This is a genomic window from Xanthomonas sp. F14 (genome assembly GCF_014199865.1).
Genome location: NZ_JACHOM010000001.1, coordinates 488,066 through 507,766, shown reverse-complemented (window position 1 = coordinate 507,766; position 19,701 = coordinate 488,066). Strand labels below are relative to the sequence as shown.

Sequence of the window (19,701 nt, the reverse complement as noted above, 5' to 3'; positions counted from 1 at the left end):
CCCCGACGGGCCCAGCGCGGCCCGTCGCCGAGGCCACTGAACATTTCTACGGGGGCGGCCGGCATGGCTGCGCCGTCTCCTACTGGCGGAACCCTCCGCCGCACGCATTCGTCCATATGAGGTAATTCCATGGAAATCACTGCTTCCCTGGTCAAGGAACTGCGCGAGCGCACCGGCGCCGGCATGATGGAGTGCAAGAAGGCACTCGTCGAAAACGCAGGCGACATCGACGCCGCTGCCGAATGGCTGCGCAAGTCGGGTCTGGCCAAGGCCGACAAGAAGGCTGACCGCGTTGCCGCCGAAGGCCGCATCGCCACCGCACAGGCCGGCGGCAAGGCCGTGTTGGTCGAAGTCAACTCCGAGACCGACTTCGTCGCCAAGGACGAGAACTTCCTGGCCTTCACCGAGACCGTGGCCACCGCCGCGCTGAACTCGGATGCCGCCGATGCCGAAGCGCTCAAGAGCGTCAAGCTCGACAGCGGCGAGACCATCGAAGAGCGTCGCGCCGCAGTCATCGCCAAGGTCGGCGAGAACCTGCAGGTGCGTCGCCTGGTCCGCATCGACAGCGCCAACAACGTCGCGGCCTACGTGCACGGCGGCCGCATCGGCGTGCTGGTCGAGCTGAAGGGTGGCGACATCGAGCTGGCACGCGGCATCGCCATGCACATCGCCGCGATGAACCCGCCGCACGTCAAGGCCTCCGATGTCCCGGCCGAGTTCGTCGCCAAGGAAAAGGAAATCGAACTGGCCAAGATGTCCGAGAAGGACAAGGCCAAGCCGGCCGAGATCCTGGAAAAGATCATCAGCGGCAAGATCAGCAAGATCGTCAACGAAGTCACGCTGTACGGCCAGCCGTACGTGCTGAACACCGACCAGACCGTCGAGCAGGCCGTCAAGGCTGCCGGTGCCGAAGTGGTCGGCTTCCAGCGCCTGGCCGTTGGCGAGGGCATCGAGAAGGTGGTGGAAGACTACGCCGCCGAAGTGATGAAGCAGGCCGGCCTGGCCTGATCCTCGCCACTGCATAGAGAAAGCCGCGGCCTGCCGCGGCTTTTTTTTTGGGCCCGACACTGTCGCGCAGGCCCATGAAAGCGCGAAGCTGAAGCGAACGCATCCGCCGGGCCCGCGACCGGCCTCAACTCTACAGATGTGGTGGCGGTTGCCGCTAGAACTGGATGCCGACCAGGCTTTTCCGCCCCCATCGCGCACGCGTTGCCGCGCGGCGACGGCGGAGCATGGCGTGCCCCATTAACGAGCGCAGCGGTATGCTTGCGCCCACCGTCGGCGATGACCCATGCAACCAGATCTACAGGCCGCCCTGCACTACTGCCGCAACCTGCCATCGCCCCCGGGCGTTGCGCTGCGCGTCATCGAGCTGGCGCAGGACCCCGACGTGGACATGACCACCACCGCCAACGTCATCGGCATGGACATGGCACTGAGCGCGCGCATGCTGCGGGTGGCCAATTCGCCGCTGTACGCCAGCCGCCGCCGCATCGACAACCTCGGCCAGGCACTGACCATGCTCGGCCTCAACGCGACCCTGAGCCTGGCGCTGGGGTTTTCGATGGTGCATGGCATGCGCAGTACTTTCACCGCGCATCCGCTGCATGAGCGCATCTGGCGCCGTGCCGGCCTGTGTGCGCTGGCCAGCCGCATCCTCGGCCAGGCCTACGGCATCCGCAAACCCGAAGAACTCATGCTGGCCGGCCTGTTGCAGGACATCGGCAAGCTCGCCCTGCTGCAGGGCGCACCCGAGCTGTATGCGCCGCTGCTGGAACAGGCGCCCGACAACGCCGCGCTGATCGAGGCCGAACGTGCGCATCTGGGCGCCACCCATGCCGAAGTCGGCGCCTGGCTCGCGCATCAATGGCAACTGCCGCCGTACCTGCAGAACGCCATCGCGCAGAGCGAGGAAGAGCCCGCCAGCCTGGAGCCGTTCATGGCCTGTGTCGCGCTGTCCGGACGCCTGGCGGACATCTGGCTGTCGGCCAGTGCCGTTGCCGCCACCGAACACGCGCAGCGCCAGGCGCAGGACGTGCTGGAACTGGATGCCGAACGCTTCGAAAAGGTGATCGAACGCATCGCCGAGTCGCTGCCCGAACTGGAAGCCCTGTTCGACATCCGCGTGCCGCAGCCCGAGCACATCCAGATGATCTTCGAGCAGGCCCGCGAGCTGGCGATGCTGCGCAGCCTGCGCGAGCTGCAGGACGTGGCCGAAGCGCGCCGGCATGCCGACGAATCGGAAAACCGCATGCGCCATCTGGCCGAACAGGCCAGCCGCGATGCATTGACCGGCGTGTTCAATCGCCACCAGCTCGGCACCGCGCTCGCGCACGAGTTCGAGCTGGCATCGCGCCAGAACTGGCCGCTGTCGATCGCCTTCATCGATCTGGACGACTTCAAGCGCGTCAACGATGCGCATGGCCACCTGGTCGGCGACGAGGTGCTGCGCAACTTCGCGCAGACGCTGCAGCGCATGGTGCGCACCAGCGACCTGGTCGCCCGCTATGGCGGCGAGGAATTCCTGGTGATCTTGCCCAACACCGCAGCCGAGGCGGCGTTGATGGTGGTCGAGCGCATCCTGGCCGAGACCGCACGCACGCCGATGGCGCAACTGCAGGGCGGCCCGCTGCACATCACCTTCTCGGCGGGATTGGCCACCCACGGCGGTGGCGACCGGCAGTTCGAGAGCATCGAGCATCTGCTGCAGGCTGCCGACAGCACGCTGTATCGCTCCAAACATCGCGGCCGCAACCGCGTCACCGCCTACGATGCGACCGACATGCCGACGCCGCAACCTCCGCGCGCGCACTGAGCAACGCATCACGGCATCGCCAACTACCGAATTTTTACCACGCCCGGTGACAGGCTTCCGCTAGACTTGCCGGCGTTTGCCGATCCCCCACACCGAGGTCTCCCCCATGTCTGAACTTGCCTATCGCCGCATTCTTCTCAAACTTTCCGGGGAGGCGCTGATGGGGGACGGGGATTACGGCATCGATCCCAAGGTCATCAACCGCCTCGCCCATGAAGTGATCGAAGCCCAGCAGGCCGGCGCGCAGGTCGCCCTGGTGATCGGCGGCGGCAACATCTTCCGCGGCGCCGGCCTGGCCGCCAGCGGCATGGACCGCGTCACCGGCGACCACATGGGCATGCTGGCCACCGTGATCAACGCGCTGGCGATGCAGGACGCGCTGGAAAAGCTCGGCGCCAAGGTGCGCGTGATGAGCGCGATCAAGATCAACGATGTCTGCGAGGACTTCATCCGCCGCCGCGCGATCCGCCATCTGGAAAAGGGCCGCATCGCGATCTTCGCCGCCGGTACCGGCAACCCGTTCTTCACCACCGACTCGGGCGCGGCGCTGCGCGCGATCGAGATCGGCGCCGACCTGCTGCTCAAGGCAACCAAGGTCGACGGCGTGTACGACAAGGATCCGAAGAAGCATTCTGACGCAGTGCGTTACGACAGCCTGACCTACGACCAGGTCATCCTGCAGGGCCTGGAGGTGATGGACACCGCCGCCTTCGCGCTAGCGCGCGACAGCGACCTGCCGCTGCGCATCTTCGGCATGAGCGAGCCCGGGGTGCTGCTGCGCATCCTGCATGGCGAGCAGATCGGTACGTTGGTGCAGGGTCGGAGTTGAGGCCGGGAGTGGGGAATCGGGATTCGGGAATCGCAAAGGCGCGGTCCCGGAGACTGCGCTGACGCCTGACCGATGGCGATGCCGGGCGTGGAGTGGCACCCCAGGTGAACCGGCTGCGCAGGACTCTGCCGGCCGGCAAGTCTCAAAACGCAGTCCCGGCTATAATCTCCAGATTCAGCTCCACACGGATTCCGGCGATGCTCAACCAGATCAAACAAGACGCGCAGACGCGCATGACCAAGAGCATCGATGCTCTGCGCCATTCCCTGACCACCGTGCGCACCGGCCGCGCCTCTCCGGCGCTGCTGGACGGCATCAAGGTCAAGGCCTACGGCACCGACACCCCCCTCAACCAGGTCGCCAGCATCAGCGTCTCCGAAGGCCGCTCGCTGGTCATCAGCCTGTTCGACAAGGGCATGATCAAGGACGTGGAAAAGGCGATCTACGCCTCGGATCTGGGCCTGACCCCGACCGTGGTCGGCACCGTGATCCGTCTGAACCTGCCGCCGCTGACCGAGGAGCGCCGCAAGGAGCTCAGCAAGGCCGTGCATGGCGAGGGCGAAGACAGCAAGGTGGCCATCCGCAACATCCGTCGCGATGCCAACCAGCAGGTCAAGGACCTGCTCAAGGACAAGGCGGTCACCGAAGACGAGGCACGCAGCGCCGAAGACGACATCCAGAAGCTCACCGACAAGGCCATCAAGGATGTGGATGAGGTCGTCAAGGCCAAGGAACAGGAACTGATGACGGTCTGATCGTGGCATCGCCTGCCATGCATCAAGCACCTTCCGCTGCCGCCGTGCCGCGCCACATTGCCATCATCATGGATGGCAACGGGCGTTGGGCGCAGCGTCGGCGGCGTCCGCGCATGATCGGTCATCGCGCCGGCGCGCGTGCGGTCAATCGCACCATCGATTTCTGCCTGGAAAAAGGCGTCTCGGCGCTCACCCTGTTCGCGTTTTCCAGTGAAAACTGGGGCCGTCCGCAGGAGGAAGTCGATGCACTGATGAAGCTGTTCCTGCATGCGCTCGATCGCGAGGTCGACGAACTGCAGCGGCGCGGCGTGCAGGTGCGCTTCATCGGCGATCGCAGCCGTTTCGCGGCGCCATTGCGCGAGCGCATGGCCGCCGCCGAGCGCGTCACCGCCGCCAATGCGCGGCTGGTGCTGAGCATCGCCGCCAGCTATGGCGGCCGCCAGGACATTGCACTGGCCGCGCGGGCATTGGCCGAAGAAGTGGCCGCCGGCCGTCTGCAGCCGCAGCAGATCGACGAGGCGCTGCTGGCCAGCCGCGTCGCGCTGGCCGATCTGCCGGCACCGGACCTGTTCATCCGCACCGGCGGCGACACCCGCATCAGCAATTTCCTGCTGTGGCAGCTGGCTTATACCGAACTGTGGTTCACCGAAACCCTGTGGCCGGAGTTCGATGCCGGCGTACTGCAGCAGGCACTGGATGACTATGCCGGGCGCGAACGTCGCTTCGGCCTGACCAGCGCCCAGATCGCCGACAAGGCGACGGAGAGCTCCTCCGCATGACCAAGACCCGCGTGATTGCCGCGCTGATCATGGCGCCGCTCGCCATCTGCGCGATCGTGCTGCTGCCCACGCAATGGCTGGCGGCGCTGGCGGCGATCCTGTTCCTGACCGGCCTGTGGGAGTGGCTCAAGCTCTCCGGCATCGACGACAGCCTGCCGCGTACCGTGCTGCTGATGCTCAATCTGCTGCTGATGGTGCTGATGGTGTGGGCCTCGGCCGGCTCCATGGTGCTGTTCCAGATCGCCGCCCTGGTGGGGGTGGCCTGGTGGCTGCTGGCGCTGCTATGGCTGCGCTTTTTCACCTTCGGTGCCGATCACGGCAACGGCCAGGCGCGCGCGCTCAAGCTCGCCGCCGGCACCCTGGCGGTCCTGCCGGCCTGGGCCGCGCTGGTGCTGCTGCACGCCAACCCGGACAAGGGCAACCTGTGGCTGCTGACCGCGCTGACCATGGTGTGGGCAGCCGATTCGGGCGCCTATTTCGCCGGCCGCGCGTTCGGCAAGCACAAGCTGGCGCCGCGGGTCAGCCCGAACAAGACCATCGAAGGCCTGCTCGGCGGCATGGTCGCCGGCATCGTGGTCGCCTGCGCATTCGGCTGGCTGGCCGGGCTGACCCTGGCGCACGTGCCGCAGCTGGTGCTGGTCTCGGCGGTGGCGGTGCTGGCCTCGGTACTGGGCGATCTGTTCGAGAGCCTGCTCAAGCGCCACGCCGGCGCCAAGGACTCGGGTGCGGTGATTCCGGGCCATGGCGGCGTGCTGGATCGTATCGACGGCGTGCTCGCCGCCCTGCCGGTGTTCGCACTCGGCAAGGAAATTCTCGGATTCTAGGCATGGCTGGCTCCCCTCTCCGTCAGGTCGCCGTGTTCGGCGCTACCGGCTCGATCGGTGCGTCGGCACTGGATGTGATCGCCCGTCATCCGCAGCGGCTGCGCGCCAGCGTGCTGTCGGCCGGCAGCAAGGTCAACGAGCTGCTGGCGCTCTGCGTCACCCATCGCCCTGCGCATGCGGTGATCGCCGACCCATCCCTGTATCCGGCACTGCGCGACGGTCTGCGCGCGGCCGGATTGGCCACCCAGGCGCACGCCGGCTCCGACGCCCTGGACGCGCTGGCTACCAGCGATGCCTGCGACACCGTGGTCGCGGCGATCGTGGGAGCGGCCGGCCTGCCCTCCACGCTGGCCGCGGCCCGCGCCGGCAAGCGCCTGCTGCTGGCCAACAAGGAATCGCTGGTACTGGCCGGCGAGCTGCTGACCCGCACCGCGGCGGCGGCCGGCGCCGAGATCATCCCGATCGACAGCGAACACAGCGCGATCTTCCAGTGCCTGCGCTCCTGCGACGCCAGTCGCGGCGTGCGCCGGGTGATCCTGACCGCGTCCGGCGGGCCGTTCCGCGGCTGGGACCGCGCCGCGCTGAGCGCTGTCACCCCCGCGCAGGCGGTCGCCCATCCCAAATGGTCGATGGGGCCGAAGATCTCGGTGGATTCGGCGACGCTGATGAACAAGGGCCTGGAAGTGATCGAAGCGCATCACCTGTTCGGCCTGCCCGGTGCGCAGATCGATGTGCTGGTGCACCCGCAGAGCCTGGTGCACTCGCTGGTGGAATTCGTCGACGGTTCCACCCTGGCCCAGCTCGGCCTGCCGGACATGCGCACCACGCTGGCGGTCGGCCTGGCGTGGCCGGAGCGGGTCGAGTCCGGGGTTGCCGGGCTGGACCTGCTGACCCAGGGGCGGCTGGATTTCGAGGCGCCGGACACCGCCGCATTCCCATGCCTGCGCCTAGCCTGGGAGGCGCTGGAGGCCGGTGGAACCGCGCCTGCGGTCCTGAACGCGGCCAATGAAGTGGCTGTTTCAGCGTTTCTTCAGGGCCAGGTGGGTTTCCTAGCGATTCCCGCGTTGGTCGAACACACACTGACAACGCTCCCACGGCACAATGCCGACTCCCTCGACACCCTGCTTTCTGCCGATGCGCAAGCGCGGCAGATCACCGAACGCGCCCTCGCCCATCACCGCCTTCATGCCTGATCGATTTACGCAGACGAGTTGCATCCATGGGTGATTTCATCGGTTCGGTCTGGTGGATGATCGTCAGCCTGGGCGTGTTGGTGACCTTCCACGAATTCGGCCACTTCTGGGTCGCGCGCCGCTGCGGCGTCAAGGTGCTGCGCTTTTCGGTGGGCTTCGGCAAACCCCTGTGGATGCGGCGCGACCGTCATGGCACCGAGTTCGTGGTGGCGGCCATCCCGCTGGGCGGCTACGTCAGGATGCTCGACGAGCGCGAAGGCGACGTGCATCCGGCCGAGCAGGACCAGGCCTTCAACCGCAAGACGGTGTGGCAGCGCATCGCCATCGTGGCCGCCGGCCCGATCGCCAACCTGCTGCTGTGCATGGCGATGCTGTGGGCGATGTTCGTGGTCGGCAAACAGGATTACTCGGCCACCGTCGGCCGTGCCGATGGCCTGGCCGCCGAAGCCGGCCTGACCCCGGGCGAGCGCATCGTGCGCATCGATGGACGCGATGTCAGCAGCTGGAGCGATGCCAGCATGCAGCTCACCACCGCGGCCATGGACAAGCGCGATATCCGCGTACTGACCGCCACCGACGGCGCCGGCAACCGCGAGCACACGCTACGGCTGTCGCAGCTGCCGGCCGGCTTTGACGAGCGCCGCGTGGCCTCGCTGGCCGGCATCGGCTGGCAGTTCATGCTGCAGCCGCCGGTGGTGGGCCAGGTGGTCGCCGGCTCCGCGGCGCAGGGGCTGCTGCAGCCGGGCGACCGCATCGTGGCCATCGACGGCCAGCCGATCCGCTCGGCCGACGAGATTCCGGCCCAGCTGCAGGCACTGGGCGCGCAAGGCGGTACCGGCATGATCGAGGTCGCGCGCGGCGAAGACCGGCTGGCGCTGGAAATCGCCCCGCGCCGGTCGCCGCAGGGCCAGTGGCTGCTGGGCGTGGGATTTGCGGCAGCGCAGGCGCCGGCCTACGACAGCCGCCAGCAGTACGGCGTGTTCGCCGCGGTGCCGGCGGCGATCCGTGAAACCGGCCGGATGACCGCCGATTCGCTGGGCATGATGAAGCGCATGCTGACCGGCCAGGCCTCGGTCAAGAACATCTCCGGGCCGGTCACGATCGCGCGCGCGGCCAACGCCTCGGCCGAACGCGGGCTCGACTGGTTCCTGTATTTCCTCGGATTGCTGTCGCTCAGCCTGGCGATCATCAACCTGATGCCGATCCCGATCTTGGACGGTGGGCATCTGCTGTATTACCTTATCGAGTTGGTCAAGGGCAGCCCGATCAGCGAACGGGCCATGATTGCCGGGCAATATGTCGGCCTGGCGGTCCTGGCCGGGCTGATGGGACTGGCGTTCTACAACGACATCCTCGGCCTGGTTCCACGATGAAGCTGCTCCACTCTTTCCGCCTGTTGTCGTCGTCATACGTCGGCATCCAGCAACACCCGAAATCGACTCCAACCGGATGTGACATGACGCGTCTTCCCACTCGCCGCCTGCTTGCCCTCGCTCTCGCCGCCGGCCTCAGCCTGCCAGTCGTTGCCCTGGCCGCAGAGCCGTTCGTTGCCAGCGACATCCGCGTCGACGGCCTGCAGCGCATCGCCTCCGGCACCGTGTTCACCTATCTGCCGGTGAACCGCGGCGACACCGTGGACGATGCCAAGGTCGCCGACTCGATCCGTGCGCTGTACCGCACCGGCTTCTTCGAGGACGTGCAGCTGGATCGCCAGGGCAACATCCTGGTGATCACCGTGAAGGAGCGTCCGGCGATCAACAAGCTCACCGTGACCGGCAACAAGGACATCAAGTCCGAGGAGCTGCTCAAGGGCCTGGGCGACATCGGCCTGACCGAAGGCGGCACCTTCGATCGCCTGAGCCTGGACCGCGTTACCCAGGAACTGACCCGCCAGTACAACAACCGCGGCAAGTACAACGTCGAGATCACCCCGACGGTGAGCCCGCTGGACCGTAACCGCGTGGATGTGGCGATCGCGATCAAGGAAGGCAAGGCGGCCAAGATCCGCCACGTCAACCTGATCGGCACCGAGAAGTTCGCCAACGAGGACATCCTGGAGAACTGGGAGTCCAAGGAGCACAACTGGGCCTCGTGGTACCGCCGCGACGACCAGTACTCCAAGGAAAAGATGTCCGGCGACCTGGAGAAGCTCAACTCCTGGTACCTGGACCGCGGCTACGTGGACTTCAGCATCGACTCCACCCAGGTGTCGATCAGCCCCGACAAGCGCGACATGTTCGTCAGCGCCGGCGTCACCGAGGGCGAGCAGTACAAGATTTCCGAGATCAAGGTCACCGGCGACACCGTGCTGCCGCAGGCGGACATCGAGCGTCTGGTCATCCCCAAGGCCGGCGACATCTTCTCGCGTGCGCTGCTGGAGTACACCTCCGATGCGATCACCAACACGCTGAGCAACGTCGGTTACGCGTTCGCCAAGGTCAACCCGATCCCCACCCCCAACCGCGAGGACCGCACCGTTGCGGTGAACCTGCAGGTGGTGCCGGGCCCGCGCGTGACCGTGCGCCGCATCCTGTACAAGGGCAATAGCCGCACCTCCGATGAGGTGTTGCGCCGCGAAATGCGCCAGTTCGAAAATACCTGGTACTCGCAGGCGGCGATCGACCGTTCCAAGATCCGTCTGCAGCGCCTGGGCTACTTCGAGAGCGTGGACGTGGAAACGCCGGCGGTGCCGGGCAGCAACGACCAGGTCGACGTGGTCTACAACGTCAAGGAAACCACCTCCGGCAGCTTCGTGTTCGGCCTGGGTTATTCGCAGAGCTTCGGTGTGACCACCTCGGTGCAGTTGTCGCAGAACAACTTCCTGGGCGGCGGCAACCGGGTGGCGGTGGAAGCCTCGCGCAGCAGCTACCAGCAGCGCTACGCGTTCTCCTATACCAACCCGTTCTTTACCGACGACGGCGTGTCGCTGGGCTACAACCTGTCGTGGCGCTCGCTGGACTACTCGGACTTCAACACCGCGCAGTACAACAGCAAGAATGGCTCGGCGCAGGTGGTGTTCGGCGTGCCGATCACCGAGAACGACACCATCTCCGCGATGGTCGGCGTCGACAGCAACCAGATCAACACGTTCCCGACCCAAACCCCGCAGGCGATCATCGACTACATCGATGCGGTCGGCACGCGCACCTTCCATGCCTGGCGCACCGAGCTGGGCTGGGCACGCGACACTCGCAACGACTTCTTCATGCCGACCCGCGGCATGTACCAGCGCGTCGGCCTGGAGACCACCCTGCCCGGCTCCACGATCGAGTACTACAAGTTCAACTACCAGATCTCCAATTACTGGCCGATCATCCCGGCGATCGTGTTGAACACCCGCTTCGAGCTGGGCTACGGCGACAGCTATGGCAACGACAGCTCACGCGACGTGTGTGGCGTCGTTGCCAATAACGCTTACACGGAACAGGCTTGCGACGGTAACAACCGGCTTCGCACCATCACCGCCACCGGCCTGCCGTTCTACGAGAACTTCTACGCCGGCGGTACCAATTCGGTACGCGGCTTCGAAGACAACACGCTGGGTCCACGTTCGGAACGCACGGCGAGTTACACACGCGGCCAGCCGCTGGGTGGTTCGTTCAAGACCGTCGGTTCGGTGGAAATGTATTTCCCCAAGCTGTTCGACAGCCCGTCGGCACGCGTATCGGCCTTCTTCGACTTCGGTAACGTCTACGACGGCGTGGACAACTTCAAGGCCAACGAGCTGCGTGCGTCCACCGGCGTGGCGCTGTTGTGGCGCGCACCGGTCGGCCCCATCTCGATCAGCTACGCGTTCCCGCTGAAGAAGGAAGACAACGACGAGATCGAACGTCTGCAGTTCACCTTCGGCGGCCAGTTCTAACAGCCAACGGCAACAAAAAGGCGGCCCGCGCGTGCGGGCCGCCCGTGTATCGCAGGTGGGGTGTCGGCCGGTCAGAACCAGCTGTCGAACCAGGTGGACACGGTGTTGGACAAGCAGCTGGCGATGTCGCCGGCAGGCAGGCTGAGACACTGCAGCTGCTGCTCACCGATCGCCTTGCCCTGCTCGATATCGAAGGATTGGGCCGATGCACTCGCGACCGCGCCCATCATGACCAGACCACCAAGGATGGAAAGAACGGTTTTCATATGCTTGCTCCTGGATTCGCCGCTTGATTGCGACAGGACCCTAGATACGCAGGCTTTGTTGGGAACTGTTTAATGGTGTTTTTTACCCGTTAAAGCGGCGCTCCCACATTTACAAGAGGTTCACCCCGATGCGCTTGACCGCCAGTGCAATTGCCGAACAATTTGGGTTGACCGTCGTTGGCGATGGCGCCGTCGAAGTCAGTGGCGTCGCCACCCTGGCGCATGCCGGCGCCGGACAACTGAGCTTTTTGTCCAATCCGCGCTACCGGCCGCAACTGGGCCAGAGCCAGGCGGCCGTGGTGGTCCTGCGCGCCGACGATGCGGCGGATGCACGCGGCACCGCGCTGGTCGCAAAGGATCCCTATACCGCCTTTGCCAAGATCGCGGCCTTGTTCGACGTGGCGCCGGTGCGCGAACCGGGGATCCACCCTTCCGCGGTGATCGATCCCAGCGCACAGGTTTCGCCGAACGCCCACGTCGGCCCGTTCGTCAGCATCGGTGCGCGCAGCCGCGTGGGCGATGGCTGCGTGATCGGCACCGGCAGCATCATCGGCGAAGACTGCGTGGTCGAGGACGGCAGCGAGCTGCTCGCCCGCGTCACCCTGGTCACCCGGGTGCGCCTGGGCAAGCGCGTGCGTATCCATCCCGGTGCGGTGATCGGTGCCGACGGCTTCGGCCTGGCGATGGATGCCGGGCACTGGATCAAGGTCCCGCAACTGGGCGGCGTGGTGATCGGCGACGACTGCGAGATCGGCGCCAACACCTGCATCGACCGCGGCGCACTGGAAGACACCGTGCTGGAAGAAGACGTGCGCGTGGATAACCTGGTGCAGATCGCGCACAACTGCCACATCGGCGCGCATAGCGCCATCGCCGGCTGTACCGGGATCGCCGGCAGCGCCAAGATCGGTCGTTACTGCCTGCTCGGCGGGCATGTCGGCGTGGTCGGGCATCTGGAGATCTGCGACAAGGTGGTGATCACCGGCAAGTCGGTAGTGCGCAATTCCATCCATGAGCCGGGCGAGTATTCGTCCGGCACCCCTCTCACCGACAATCGCACGTGGCGCAAGAATGCCGCGCGCTTCAAACAACTCGATGTGCTGGCAAGGCGCATCCTGGCTGTGGGCAAGGAGAAAGAATGAGTCACCCCACTTACGAGCTGCCGATCGACGTCAACCAGATCCAGACGCTGATCCCGCACCGCTATCCGTTCCTGCTGATCGACCGGGTCATCGAGCTCGACCTGGATTCCAAACGCATCGTCGGGCAGAAGAACGTCAGCATCAACGAGCCATTTTTTCAGGGCCATTTCCCCACCCGCCCGGTGATGCCCGGCGTGCTGATCATCGAGGCACTGGCGCAGGCCGGCGGCGTGATGACCCAGCTCGGCCTGGGACGCGACGCGCTGTCCAAGCTGTTCTACATGGTCAAGGTCGACAACGCCCGCTTCAACAAGCAGGTGGTGCCGGGCGACGTGCTGATGCTGGAAGTGCAGATGAAGCGCCTGATCCGCAACATGGGATGCTATTACGGCGAGGCCAAGGTCAACGGCGAAGTCGTGGCCAGTGCCGAAGTCATGTGCGCCGGCGCCAAGGAATAACCGTTTTGGAGGTGAGACACGATGCGTGATCAAGCACCCTTGATTCATCCCACCGCCGTCATCGATCCGTCGGCGCAACTGGCCAGCGATGTGCGCGTGGGCGCGTTTTCGCTGATCGGCGCCGATGTGCAGATCGACGCGGGCACCGAGGTGGGGCCGCATTGCTCGATCCACGGCCCGACCCGGATCGGCCGCAACAACCGCTTCATCGGCCACGCCGCGATCGGCGGCGAACCGCAGGACAAGAAGTACGCCGGTGAGCGCACCGAGCTGGTGATCGGCGACGGCAACGTGATCCGCGAATTCGTCACCATCAATCGCGGCACTGGCGGCGGTGGCGGCATCACCGTGGTCGGCGACGACAACTGGATGCTGGCCTACACGCACGTGGCGCACGACTGCCATGTCGGCAACCACTGCGTGTTCTCCAACAACACCACGCTGGCCGGCCACGTCACCGTGGGCGACTACGTAATCATCAGCGGCTTTGCCGGCGCGCATCAGTTCTGCCGGATCGGCGCGCACGCCTTCCTGGGCATGGGCGCGCTGACCAACGGCGACGTGCCGCCGTTCACCATGGTCGGCAGCGAATCGCTGGGCCGCCCGCGCGGCATCAACAGCGAAGGGCTCAAGCGGCGCGGCTTCGATGCCGAGCGCATCACTGCGATCAAGCGCGCCTACCGCACGCTGTACGTCGCCGGCCTGCCGCTGGCCGAAGCCAAGCTGCAACTGGCCGAACAGGCCAAGAGCAGCGAAGACGTGCGCGGACTACTCGAGTTCATCGAGGCGGCGGAAAGGCCGTTGTTGCGATGAAGGCCGGGATTCGGGATTCGGGATTGGGGATGCAAAGCGTCCACACCACACCGGGCGAAGTCGTGCACGACGCGCTGGCCAATCCCCAATCCCCAATCCCCAATCTCCGCTCTCCACGCATCGCGCTGATCGCTGGCGAAGCCTCCGGCGACATCCTGGGTGCGGGCCTGATCGAACAGCTGCGGCGCCGCTATCCGGGCGCTGAATTCGTCGGCATCGGTGGCGATGCGATGCGTGGTGCCGGCTGCCAGACCTGGTTCGATGCCAGCGAACTGGCGGTGATGGGGCTGACCGAAGTGCTGCAGCATCTGCCGCGGCTGTTGAAGCTGCGCCGCGCCTTCCGCGAGCGGGTGCTGGCGTGGAAGCCGGACGTGTTCATCGGCATCGACGCACCCGATTTCAATCTGTCGGTCGAGCGCTGGCTCAAGCAGCGCGGCGTGCGCACCGTGCATTACGTCAGCCCGTCGGTCTGGGCCTGGCGCGAGAAGCGTGCGGAAAAGATCGGCGCCAGCGCCGACCTGGTGCTGTGCCTGTTTCCGATGGAGCCGCCGATCTATGCCAGGCACGGCATCGATGCGCGCTTTGTCGGCCACCCGATGGCCGACGACATCGCCTACCAGGCCGATCGCGCAGCCGCACGCGCCAAGCTGGGCCTGTCCGCGTCCAGCACGGTGCTGGCGGTGTTGCCCGGCAGCCGGCATGGTGAAATCAGCAAGCTCGGCGATACCTTCTTCCAGGCGGCCTGGCTGGTGTCCGAGCACCTGCCCAACCTGCACGTGCTGGTGCCCGCGGCCAACCCCGGCTGCAAGCAGCTGCTGGCCGAACAGTTGTCGCGGTCGTCGCTGCCGGTGCTGCGTTCGCACCTGCTCGATGGCCAGGCGCGCACCGCGATGCTGGCCGCCGACGTGGTGCTGCTGGCGTCGGGCACCGCCACGCTGGAGGCGATGCTGGTCAAGCGCCCGATGGTGGTCGGCTACAAGGTCGCCCCGCTCACCTACCGCATCGTCAAGACGCTGGGCCTGCTCAAGGTCAACCGCTACGCGCTACCCAACATCCTGGCCAACGACGATCTCGCCCCCGAGCTGATGCAGGACGACTGCACCCCGGAACGGCTGTGCGTGGCCCTGCTGGACTGGTTCAAGCACCCGGAAAAGGTCGCCGCCCTGCAACCGCGCTATCTCGCCCTGCACGCCGAACTGCGCCGCGACGCATCGGCACGCGCAGCCGATGCGGTGGCTGGGCTGCTGGAGGGCCGGGATTCGGGAGTGGGGATTGGGGATTCGGCAGGAGCAAAAGCGTGAAGATCATCGCTGCGGGCGCTCAAGCCGAGGCGGGCCAGTCGCCCTTGTTCGGCCAATCCCAAATCCCGAATGCCGAATCCCGGCGTTTGATTGCCGGTGTCGACGAAGCGGGCCGCGGCCCGCTTGCCGGGCCGGTGGCGGTGGCGGCGGTGGTGTTCGACCCGAGCAAGCCGCGCATCAACGGGCTGGACGATTCCAAGCAGCTGAGCGCGCAGCGGCGCGAGCAGTTGTATGCGCGCATCGTCGAGCGGGCGCTGGCGTGGTCGGTGGTGCTGATCGACAGCGAGGAGATCGACCGCATCAACATCTACCAGGCGACCATGCTGGGCATGCGGCGTGCGGTGGAGGGCGTGGCGCATGTGGCCGGGTTTGCGCGCATCGACGGCAACCGGGTGCCCAAGGGCCTGCCCTGCCCGGCCGAGGCCTTGATCGGCGGCGATGCGCTCGATCGCGCCATCATGGCCGCCTCGATCGTGGCCAAGGTCACCCGCGACCGCCTGATGCACGCCCTGCACGCCCAGCATCCGGAATACCGCTTCGACCAGCACAAGGGCTATGCCACGCCGGTGCATCTGGCCGCGCTGCGCAGCCACGGACCCTGCCCGCAGCACCGCCGCAGCTTCGCCCCGGTGCGGCGTGCGTTGGGCATCGAGGCGACGCAGTCGCCGTGGGACGTGCCCTGCGCGGCCCCGGCCGATGACCTGCTGCTGGCCGACTGACCGACCGCCCTCCGGGCGAACCTGAAACGGTAATGGCGTCCTCCATCGCTTGGCGCGCATGCCGCCGCTGCGGCCATGGCCTGGAGCGTCGCGTCCCGCACACGCAGCCCCGCACGCCTGCCGATCCGCGCAATCGCCACCGTCGCGCTGCGCGCAGCTAGCCAAAGCCTGAATCGGCCGCACCGCCCAGCCCCCGTGGCAGCTGGCCGCGGCCCTGCGCCGGCGCTGTCAAGCCTTGTTCGACCCGACCACGCTCGCTACCCTGACCACGCATTATTCCGGTCTCGCATGTCCACTTCCCGCTTCGTCCATCTGCACGTCCACACCGAGTTCTCGCTGGCGGATTCCACCATCCGTGTGCCCGAGAAACCGGATCAGGCTGACCCGAAAAAGGCCAAGCAGGCCAACCTGCTGAGCCGCGCGGTCGAACTCGACATGCCCGCGCTGGCGGTCACTGACCTCAACAACCTGTTCGCGCTGGTCAAGTTCTACAAGGCCGCCGAAGGCGTGGGCATCAAGCCGATCGCCGGCGCCGACGTGATGATCGCCACCCCGGACATGACGCCATGGCGCATGACCCTACTGTGCCGGGACCGCGAAGGCTACCTGAGCCTGTCGCGCCTGCTGACCCGCGCCTGGATGGAAGGCCACCGCCCCGAAGGCGGCGTGGCGATCCACCCGGAGTGGCTGCAGAGCGGCCACGCCAACCTGTTCGCCCTGGCCGGGCGCGACAGCCTGGCCGGGCGCCTGTTCGGCGAGGGCCGCGCCGACCTGGCCGAGCAGCAACTGGCCGACTGGCAGCGCGTGTTCGGCGATGGCCTGCACCTGGAACTGACCCGCACCGGGCGCGAGGGCGAGGAACGCTTCAACCAGTTCGCGCTGCATGCGGCCGGTGTGCGCGGCCTGCCGGTGGTGGCCAGCAACGATGTGCGCTTCCTGTACGCCAGCGACTTCAATGCCCACGAGGCGCGGGTGTGCATTTCCTCCGGCCGCGTGCTCGACGATCCCAAACGTCCGCGCGAGTACAGCGACCAGCAATACCTGAAGTCCGGCGACGAAATGGCCGCGCTGTTCGCCGACGTGCCCGACGCGATCGACAACACGCTGGCGCTGGCACAGCGCTGCAACATCGAGATGCGCCTGGGTACCTACTTCCTGCCCGCCTACCCGGTGCCGGAAGACGAGACGCTGGACAGCTGGATCCGCAGCCAGTCGCGCGCGGGCCTGGCCGCACGCCTGGAAAAGAACCCGATCGCGCCCGGCAAGACCCGCCAGGACTATGTCGACCGGCTGGAATTCGAGCTGGACACCATCATCAAGATGGGCTTTCCCGGCTACTTCCTGATCGTGGCCGACTTCATCCAGTGGGGCAAGAACCAGGGCATTCCGATCGGCCCGGGCCGCGGTTCCGGTGCCGGCTCGCTGGTGGCCTGGGCGCTGCAGATCACCGATCTGGATCCGCTGCCGTACAACCTGCTGTTCGAGCGCTTCCTCAACCCGGAACGCGTGTCGATGCCCGACTTCGACATCGACTTCTGCATGGATCGCCGCGACGAGGTGATCGACTACGTGGCGCGCAAGTACGGCCGCGACCGGGTCAGCCAGATCATCACCTACGGCACCATGGCGGCCAAGGCGGTGGTGCGCGACGCCGGGCGCGTACTCGGCTTCAGCTATGGTCTGGTCGACAGCGTCGCCAAGCTGATCCCCAACATCCTGGGCATCACGCTCAAGGATGCGATGGGCGAAGGCAAGGACTCGGAGATGGCCTCGCCGGACCTGATCCAGCGCTATCAGGTCGAAGACGACGTACGCGACCTGATGGATCTGGCCCGTCAGCTCGAGGACCTCACCCGCAACGCCGGCAAGCACGCCGGCGGCGTGGTGATCGCGCCCGAGCCGCTCTCCGAGTTCTGCCCGCTGTTCGCCGAACACGACCAGGATGGACGCGGCAAGAACCAGGTCACCCAGTTCGACAAGGACGACGTCGAAGCGGTCGGCCTGGTCAAGTTCGACTTCCTCGGCCTGCGCACGCTGACCATCATCGACTGGGCGGTCAAGGCGATCAACGTGCGTCACGCACGCGCCGGCATCGACCCGGTCGACATCAGCGCCATTCCGCTCGACGATGCCCCCACCTACAAGGGCGTATTCGCCTCGGGCAATACCGGCGCGGTGTTCCAGTTCGAATCCTCGGGCATGCGCCGCCTGCTCAAGGACGCGCGCCCGGACCGTTTCGAAGACCTGATCGCGCTGGTGTCGCTGTACCGCCCCGGCCCGATGGACCTGATCCCGGACTTCAACGCGCGTAAGCACGGCCAGCAGGAGATCGTCTACCCGGATCCGCGCACCGAAGTCATCCTCAAGGACACCTACGGCATCATGGTGTACCAGGAGCAGGTGATGCAGATGGCGCAGATCGTCGGCGATTATTCGCTGGGCGGCGCCGACCTGCTGCGCCGCGCGATGGGCAAGAAGGTGCCGGCCGAAATGGCCAAGCACCGCGAGATCTTCCGCGAAGGCGCGGCCAAGGGCGGAGTGAGCGCGGCCAAGGCCGACGAAATCTTCGACCTGATGGAGAAGTTCGCCGGCTACGGCTTCAACAAGTCGCACGCTGCCGCCTACGCGCTGGTCAGCTACCAGACCGCCTGGCTGAAACGGCATTACCCGGCCGAATTCATGGCCGCGACGCTGTCCTCGGACATGGACAACACCGACAAGGTGGTGGGCTTTCTCGACGAGGTGCGCAATCTTGGCCTGACCGTCAAGCCGCCGCGCGTCAACGAGTCGGCCTACATGTTCGAGGCCGCCAGCCCGGACACCATCCAGTACGGCCTGGGCGCGATCAAGGGCGTCGGCCAGGGCGCCTGCGAGGCCATCGTCGAAGAACGTCAGCGTGGCGGCCCCTACACCACCCTGCTGGATTTCTGCACGCGCGTAGGCACCGCCAAGCTCAACCGGCGCACGCTGGAAGCGATGATCAACGCCGGCGCGATGGACGGGCTGGGCAAGAACCGCGCCTCGCTGATGCTGCAGCTGCCGGAAGTGGTCAAGGCCACCGAGCAGTTGGCGCGCGAACGCGCCTCGGGCCAGAACTCGCTGTTCGGCGGGCCGGACCCGAGCGCGCCGGCGCTGCGTCTGGACCTGCCCGAAAGCAAGGAATGGCCGCTGGGCCAGTTGCTCACCGGCGAGCGCGAAACGCTGGGCTTCTATCTCAGCGGTCACCCGTTCGACCCGCACCGCGACGAAGTGCGCGAACTGGTCGGCTGCGACCTGGGCGCGCTGGAGAAGATCCTCGCCTCGCAACAACGCGGCGGCGGTGGCGGCGATGGCGAAAAACGCGCCTGGCGCCCGGAAGTCAGCGCAATCCTGGCCGGCCAGGTGATCGGCGTGCGGCGCAAGGGCGACAGCCAGGTGTTCGTGCAGCTCGAAGACGGCCGTGGCCGGGTCGAATGCAGCGCGTTCTCCGATGCGATGGCCGAGTTCGGGCATCTGCTCACCCGCGACCGCATCCTGATCGTCAAGGGCGGCCTGCGCGAGGACGAATTCAACGGCGGCTACAGCCTGCGCATCCGCCAATGCTGGGACTACGAGCAGATCTGCGCCGACCACGCACAACGCCTGTCGCTGCGCCTGGACCTGCGCGAGAAACAGGCCTGGAAGCGCATCGACGCGCTGCTGGCCAAGCACCGCCCCGGCAAGACCCCCCTGCGCCTGGACCTGCTGCTGCGCGCCCCGACCGGCGGCGTGGCCGGCATGCTCGACCTCAACGGCAGCCACTCGGTGCGGATCGACCAGCAGCTGATGGACAGCCTGCGCGCCGACCCCGCAGTGCGGACCTTGAAGATCAAGTACAGCCCTCCGTGGGCTTGAGGGGCGGGGGATTGGGCATTCGGGATTCGGGGTTGGCAACAGCAACCCGGACGCAGCAGCGCCGCTGTTGCC

At 66.5% G+C, this 19,701-nt stretch carries 16 protein-coding genes; 15 read left to right on the top strand and 1 reads right to left on the bottom strand.

Translation table 11 applies throughout. From position 1 onward, the window contains the following. The first annotated feature begins 129 nt into the window (after positions 1–129). From tsf to bamA, 9 genes are all read left to right on the top strand, one after another. On the top strand, positions 130–1,008 hold the full coding sequence (gene tsf / locus GGR73_RS02245; RefSeq protein ID WP_016902389.1) for a translation elongation factor Ts: 879 nt from the start codon (positions 130–132) through the stop codon (positions 1,006–1,008). A 283-nt stretch (positions 1,009–1,291) separates the two neighbouring features. Next, on the top strand, positions 1,292–2,815 hold the full coding sequence (locus GGR73_RS02240) for a sensor domain-containing diguanylate cyclase (RefSeq protein ID WP_054591610.1): 1,524 nt from the start codon (positions 1,292–1,294) through the stop codon (positions 2,813–2,815). A 106-nt stretch (positions 2,816–2,921) separates the two neighbouring features. Continuing rightward, complete coding sequence (pyrH, locus tag GGR73_RS02235; RefSeq protein ID WP_024940374.1) at positions 2,922–3,644, top strand: UMP kinase; 723 nt, start codon at positions 2,922–2,924, stop codon at positions 3,642–3,644. A gap of 197 nt (positions 3,645–3,841) precedes the next feature. After that, positions 3,842–4,399, top strand: a complete 558-nt coding sequence (gene frr, locus GGR73_RS02230; RefSeq protein WP_016902392.1) for a ribosome recycling factor — start codon at positions 3,842–3,844, stop codon at positions 4,397–4,399. Positions 4,400–4,416: 17 nt separating this feature from the next. After that, positions 4,417–5,178: a polyprenyl diphosphate synthase gene (gene uppS, locus GGR73_RS02225; RefSeq protein WP_184455457.1), complete on the top strand. Its 762-nt coding sequence runs from the start codon at positions 4,417–4,419 to the stop codon at positions 5,176–5,178. After that, a complete protein-coding gene (locus GGR73_RS02220) occupies positions 5,175–6,002 on the top strand; it encodes a phosphatidate cytidylyltransferase (RefSeq protein WP_054591612.1) in 828 nt (275 codons plus the stop codon). Before uppS ends, GGR73_RS02220 begins: the two co-directional genes overlap by 4 nt. A gap of 2 nt (positions 6,003–6,004) precedes the next feature. Next, positions 6,005–7,195: a 1-deoxy-D-xylulose-5-phosphate reductoisomerase gene (locus GGR73_RS02215; protein ID WP_184455455.1), complete on the top strand. Its 1,191-nt coding sequence runs from the start codon at positions 6,005–6,007 to the stop codon at positions 7,193–7,195. 26 nt (positions 7,196–7,221) lie between these two features. Next, positions 7,222–8,568: an RIP metalloprotease RseP gene (gene rseP, locus GGR73_RS02210; RefSeq protein WP_039528268.1), complete on the top strand. Its 1,347-nt coding sequence runs from the start codon at positions 7,222–7,224 to the stop codon at positions 8,566–8,568. Positions 8,569–8,651: 83 nt separating this feature from the next. Further along, positions 8,652–11,057, top strand: a complete 2,406-nt coding sequence (gene bamA, locus GGR73_RS02205; protein ID WP_184455453.1) for an outer membrane protein assembly factor BamA — start codon at positions 8,652–8,654, stop codon at positions 11,055–11,057. Between the two features lie 71 nt (positions 11,058–11,128). On the opposite strand, the gene GGR73_RS02200 is transcribed toward bamA, so the two are convergent. Then, positions 11,129–11,323: a hypothetical protein gene (locus GGR73_RS02200; protein WP_046342163.1), complete on the bottom strand. Its 195-nt coding sequence runs from the start codon at positions 11,321–11,323 to the stop codon at positions 11,129–11,131. A 128-nt stretch (positions 11,324–11,451) separates the two neighbouring features. Between GGR73_RS02200 and lpxD the strand changes: the two genes are divergently transcribed. The 6 genes from lpxD (at position 11,452) to dnaE (ending at position 19,629) form a co-directional block, all read left to right on the top strand. Further along, complete coding sequence (lpxD, locus tag GGR73_RS02195) at positions 11,452–12,465, top strand: UDP-3-O-(3-hydroxymyristoyl)glucosamine N-acyltransferase (RefSeq protein WP_046342162.1); 1,014 nt, start codon at positions 11,452–11,454, stop codon at positions 12,463–12,465. Then, the gene (gene fabZ / locus GGR73_RS02190) at positions 12,462–12,923 is read left to right on the top strand and encodes a 3-hydroxyacyl-ACP dehydratase FabZ (protein ID WP_184455451.1); all 462 of its coding nucleotides are present in this window, start codon (positions 12,462–12,464) and stop codon (positions 12,921–12,923) included. Before lpxD ends, fabZ begins: the two co-directional genes overlap by 4 nt. A 21-nt stretch (positions 12,924–12,944) precedes the next feature. Further along, positions 12,945–13,736 carry an acyl-ACP--UDP-N-acetylglucosamine O-acyltransferase gene (lpxA, locus tag GGR73_RS02185; protein WP_024940381.1) on the top strand — a complete coding sequence of 264 codons (792 nt, stop codon included), beginning with the start codon at positions 12,945–12,947 and terminating at the stop codon, positions 13,734–13,736. Between the two features lie 29 nt (positions 13,737–13,765). Next, positions 13,766–15,037, top strand: coding sequence for a lipid-A-disaccharide synthase (lpxB, locus tag GGR73_RS02180; RefSeq protein WP_065031796.1), 1,272 nt, complete (start codon positions 13,766–13,768; stop codon positions 15,035–15,037). Continuing rightward, complete coding sequence (locus GGR73_RS02175; RefSeq protein WP_456362908.1) at positions 15,034–15,756, top strand: ribonuclease HII; 723 nt, start codon at positions 15,034–15,036, stop codon at positions 15,754–15,756. The genes lpxB and GGR73_RS02175 overlap by 4 nt, the downstream gene beginning before the upstream one ends. A 288-nt stretch (positions 15,757–16,044) precedes the next feature. After that, complete coding sequence (gene dnaE / locus GGR73_RS02170) at positions 16,045–19,629, top strand: DNA polymerase III subunit alpha (protein WP_102256154.1); 3,585 nt, start codon at positions 16,045–16,047, stop codon at positions 19,627–19,629. Positions 19,630–19,701: the final 72 nt, after the last annotated feature.

Bases quoted from the DNA above. Each gene is read 5' to 3' on its own strand.
- tsf (WP_016902389.1), top strand. From the start codon at position 130: ATGGAAATCACTGCTTCCCTGGTCAAGGAACTGCGCGAGCGCACCGGC.
- GGR73_RS02240 (WP_054591610.1), top strand. From the start codon at position 1,292: ATGCAACCAGATCTACAGGCCGCCCTGCACTACTGCCGCAACCTGCCA.
- pyrH (WP_024940374.1), top strand. From the start codon at position 2,922: ATGTCTGAACTTGCCTATCGCCGCATTCTTCTCAAACTTTCCGGGGAG.
- frr (WP_016902392.1), top strand. From the start codon at position 3,842: ATGCTCAACCAGATCAAACAAGACGCGCAGACGCGCATGACCAAGAGC.
- uppS (WP_184455457.1), top strand. From the start codon at position 4,417: ATGCATCAAGCACCTTCCGCTGCCGCCGTGCCGCGCCACATTGCCATC.
- GGR73_RS02220 (WP_054591612.1), top strand. From the start codon at position 5,175: ATGACCAAGACCCGCGTGATTGCCGCGCTGATCATGGCGCCGCTCGCC.
- GGR73_RS02215 (WP_184455455.1), top strand. From the start codon at position 6,005: ATGGCTGGCTCCCCTCTCCGTCAGGTCGCCGTGTTCGGCGCTACCGGC.
- rseP (WP_039528268.1), top strand. From the start codon at position 7,222: ATGGGTGATTTCATCGGTTCGGTCTGGTGGATGATCGTCAGCCTGGGC.
- bamA (WP_184455453.1), top strand. From the start codon at position 8,652: ATGACGCGTCTTCCCACTCGCCGCCTGCTTGCCCTCGCTCTCGCCGCC.
- GGR73_RS02200 (WP_046342163.1), bottom strand. From the start codon at position 11,323: ATGAAAACCGTTCTTTCCATCCTTGGTGGTCTGGTCATGATGGGCGCG.
- lpxD (WP_046342162.1), top strand. From the start codon at position 11,452: ATGCGCTTGACCGCCAGTGCAATTGCCGAACAATTTGGGTTGACCGTC.
- fabZ (WP_184455451.1), top strand. From the start codon at position 12,462: ATGAGTCACCCCACTTACGAGCTGCCGATCGACGTCAACCAGATCCAG.
- lpxA (WP_024940381.1), top strand. From the start codon at position 12,945: ATGCGTGATCAAGCACCCTTGATTCATCCCACCGCCGTCATCGATCCG.
- lpxB (WP_065031796.1), top strand. From the start codon at position 13,766: ATGCAAAGCGTCCACACCACACCGGGCGAAGTCGTGCACGACGCGCTG.
- dnaE (WP_102256154.1), top strand. From the start codon at position 16,045: ATGTCCACTTCCCGCTTCGTCCATCTGCACGTCCACACCGAGTTCTCG.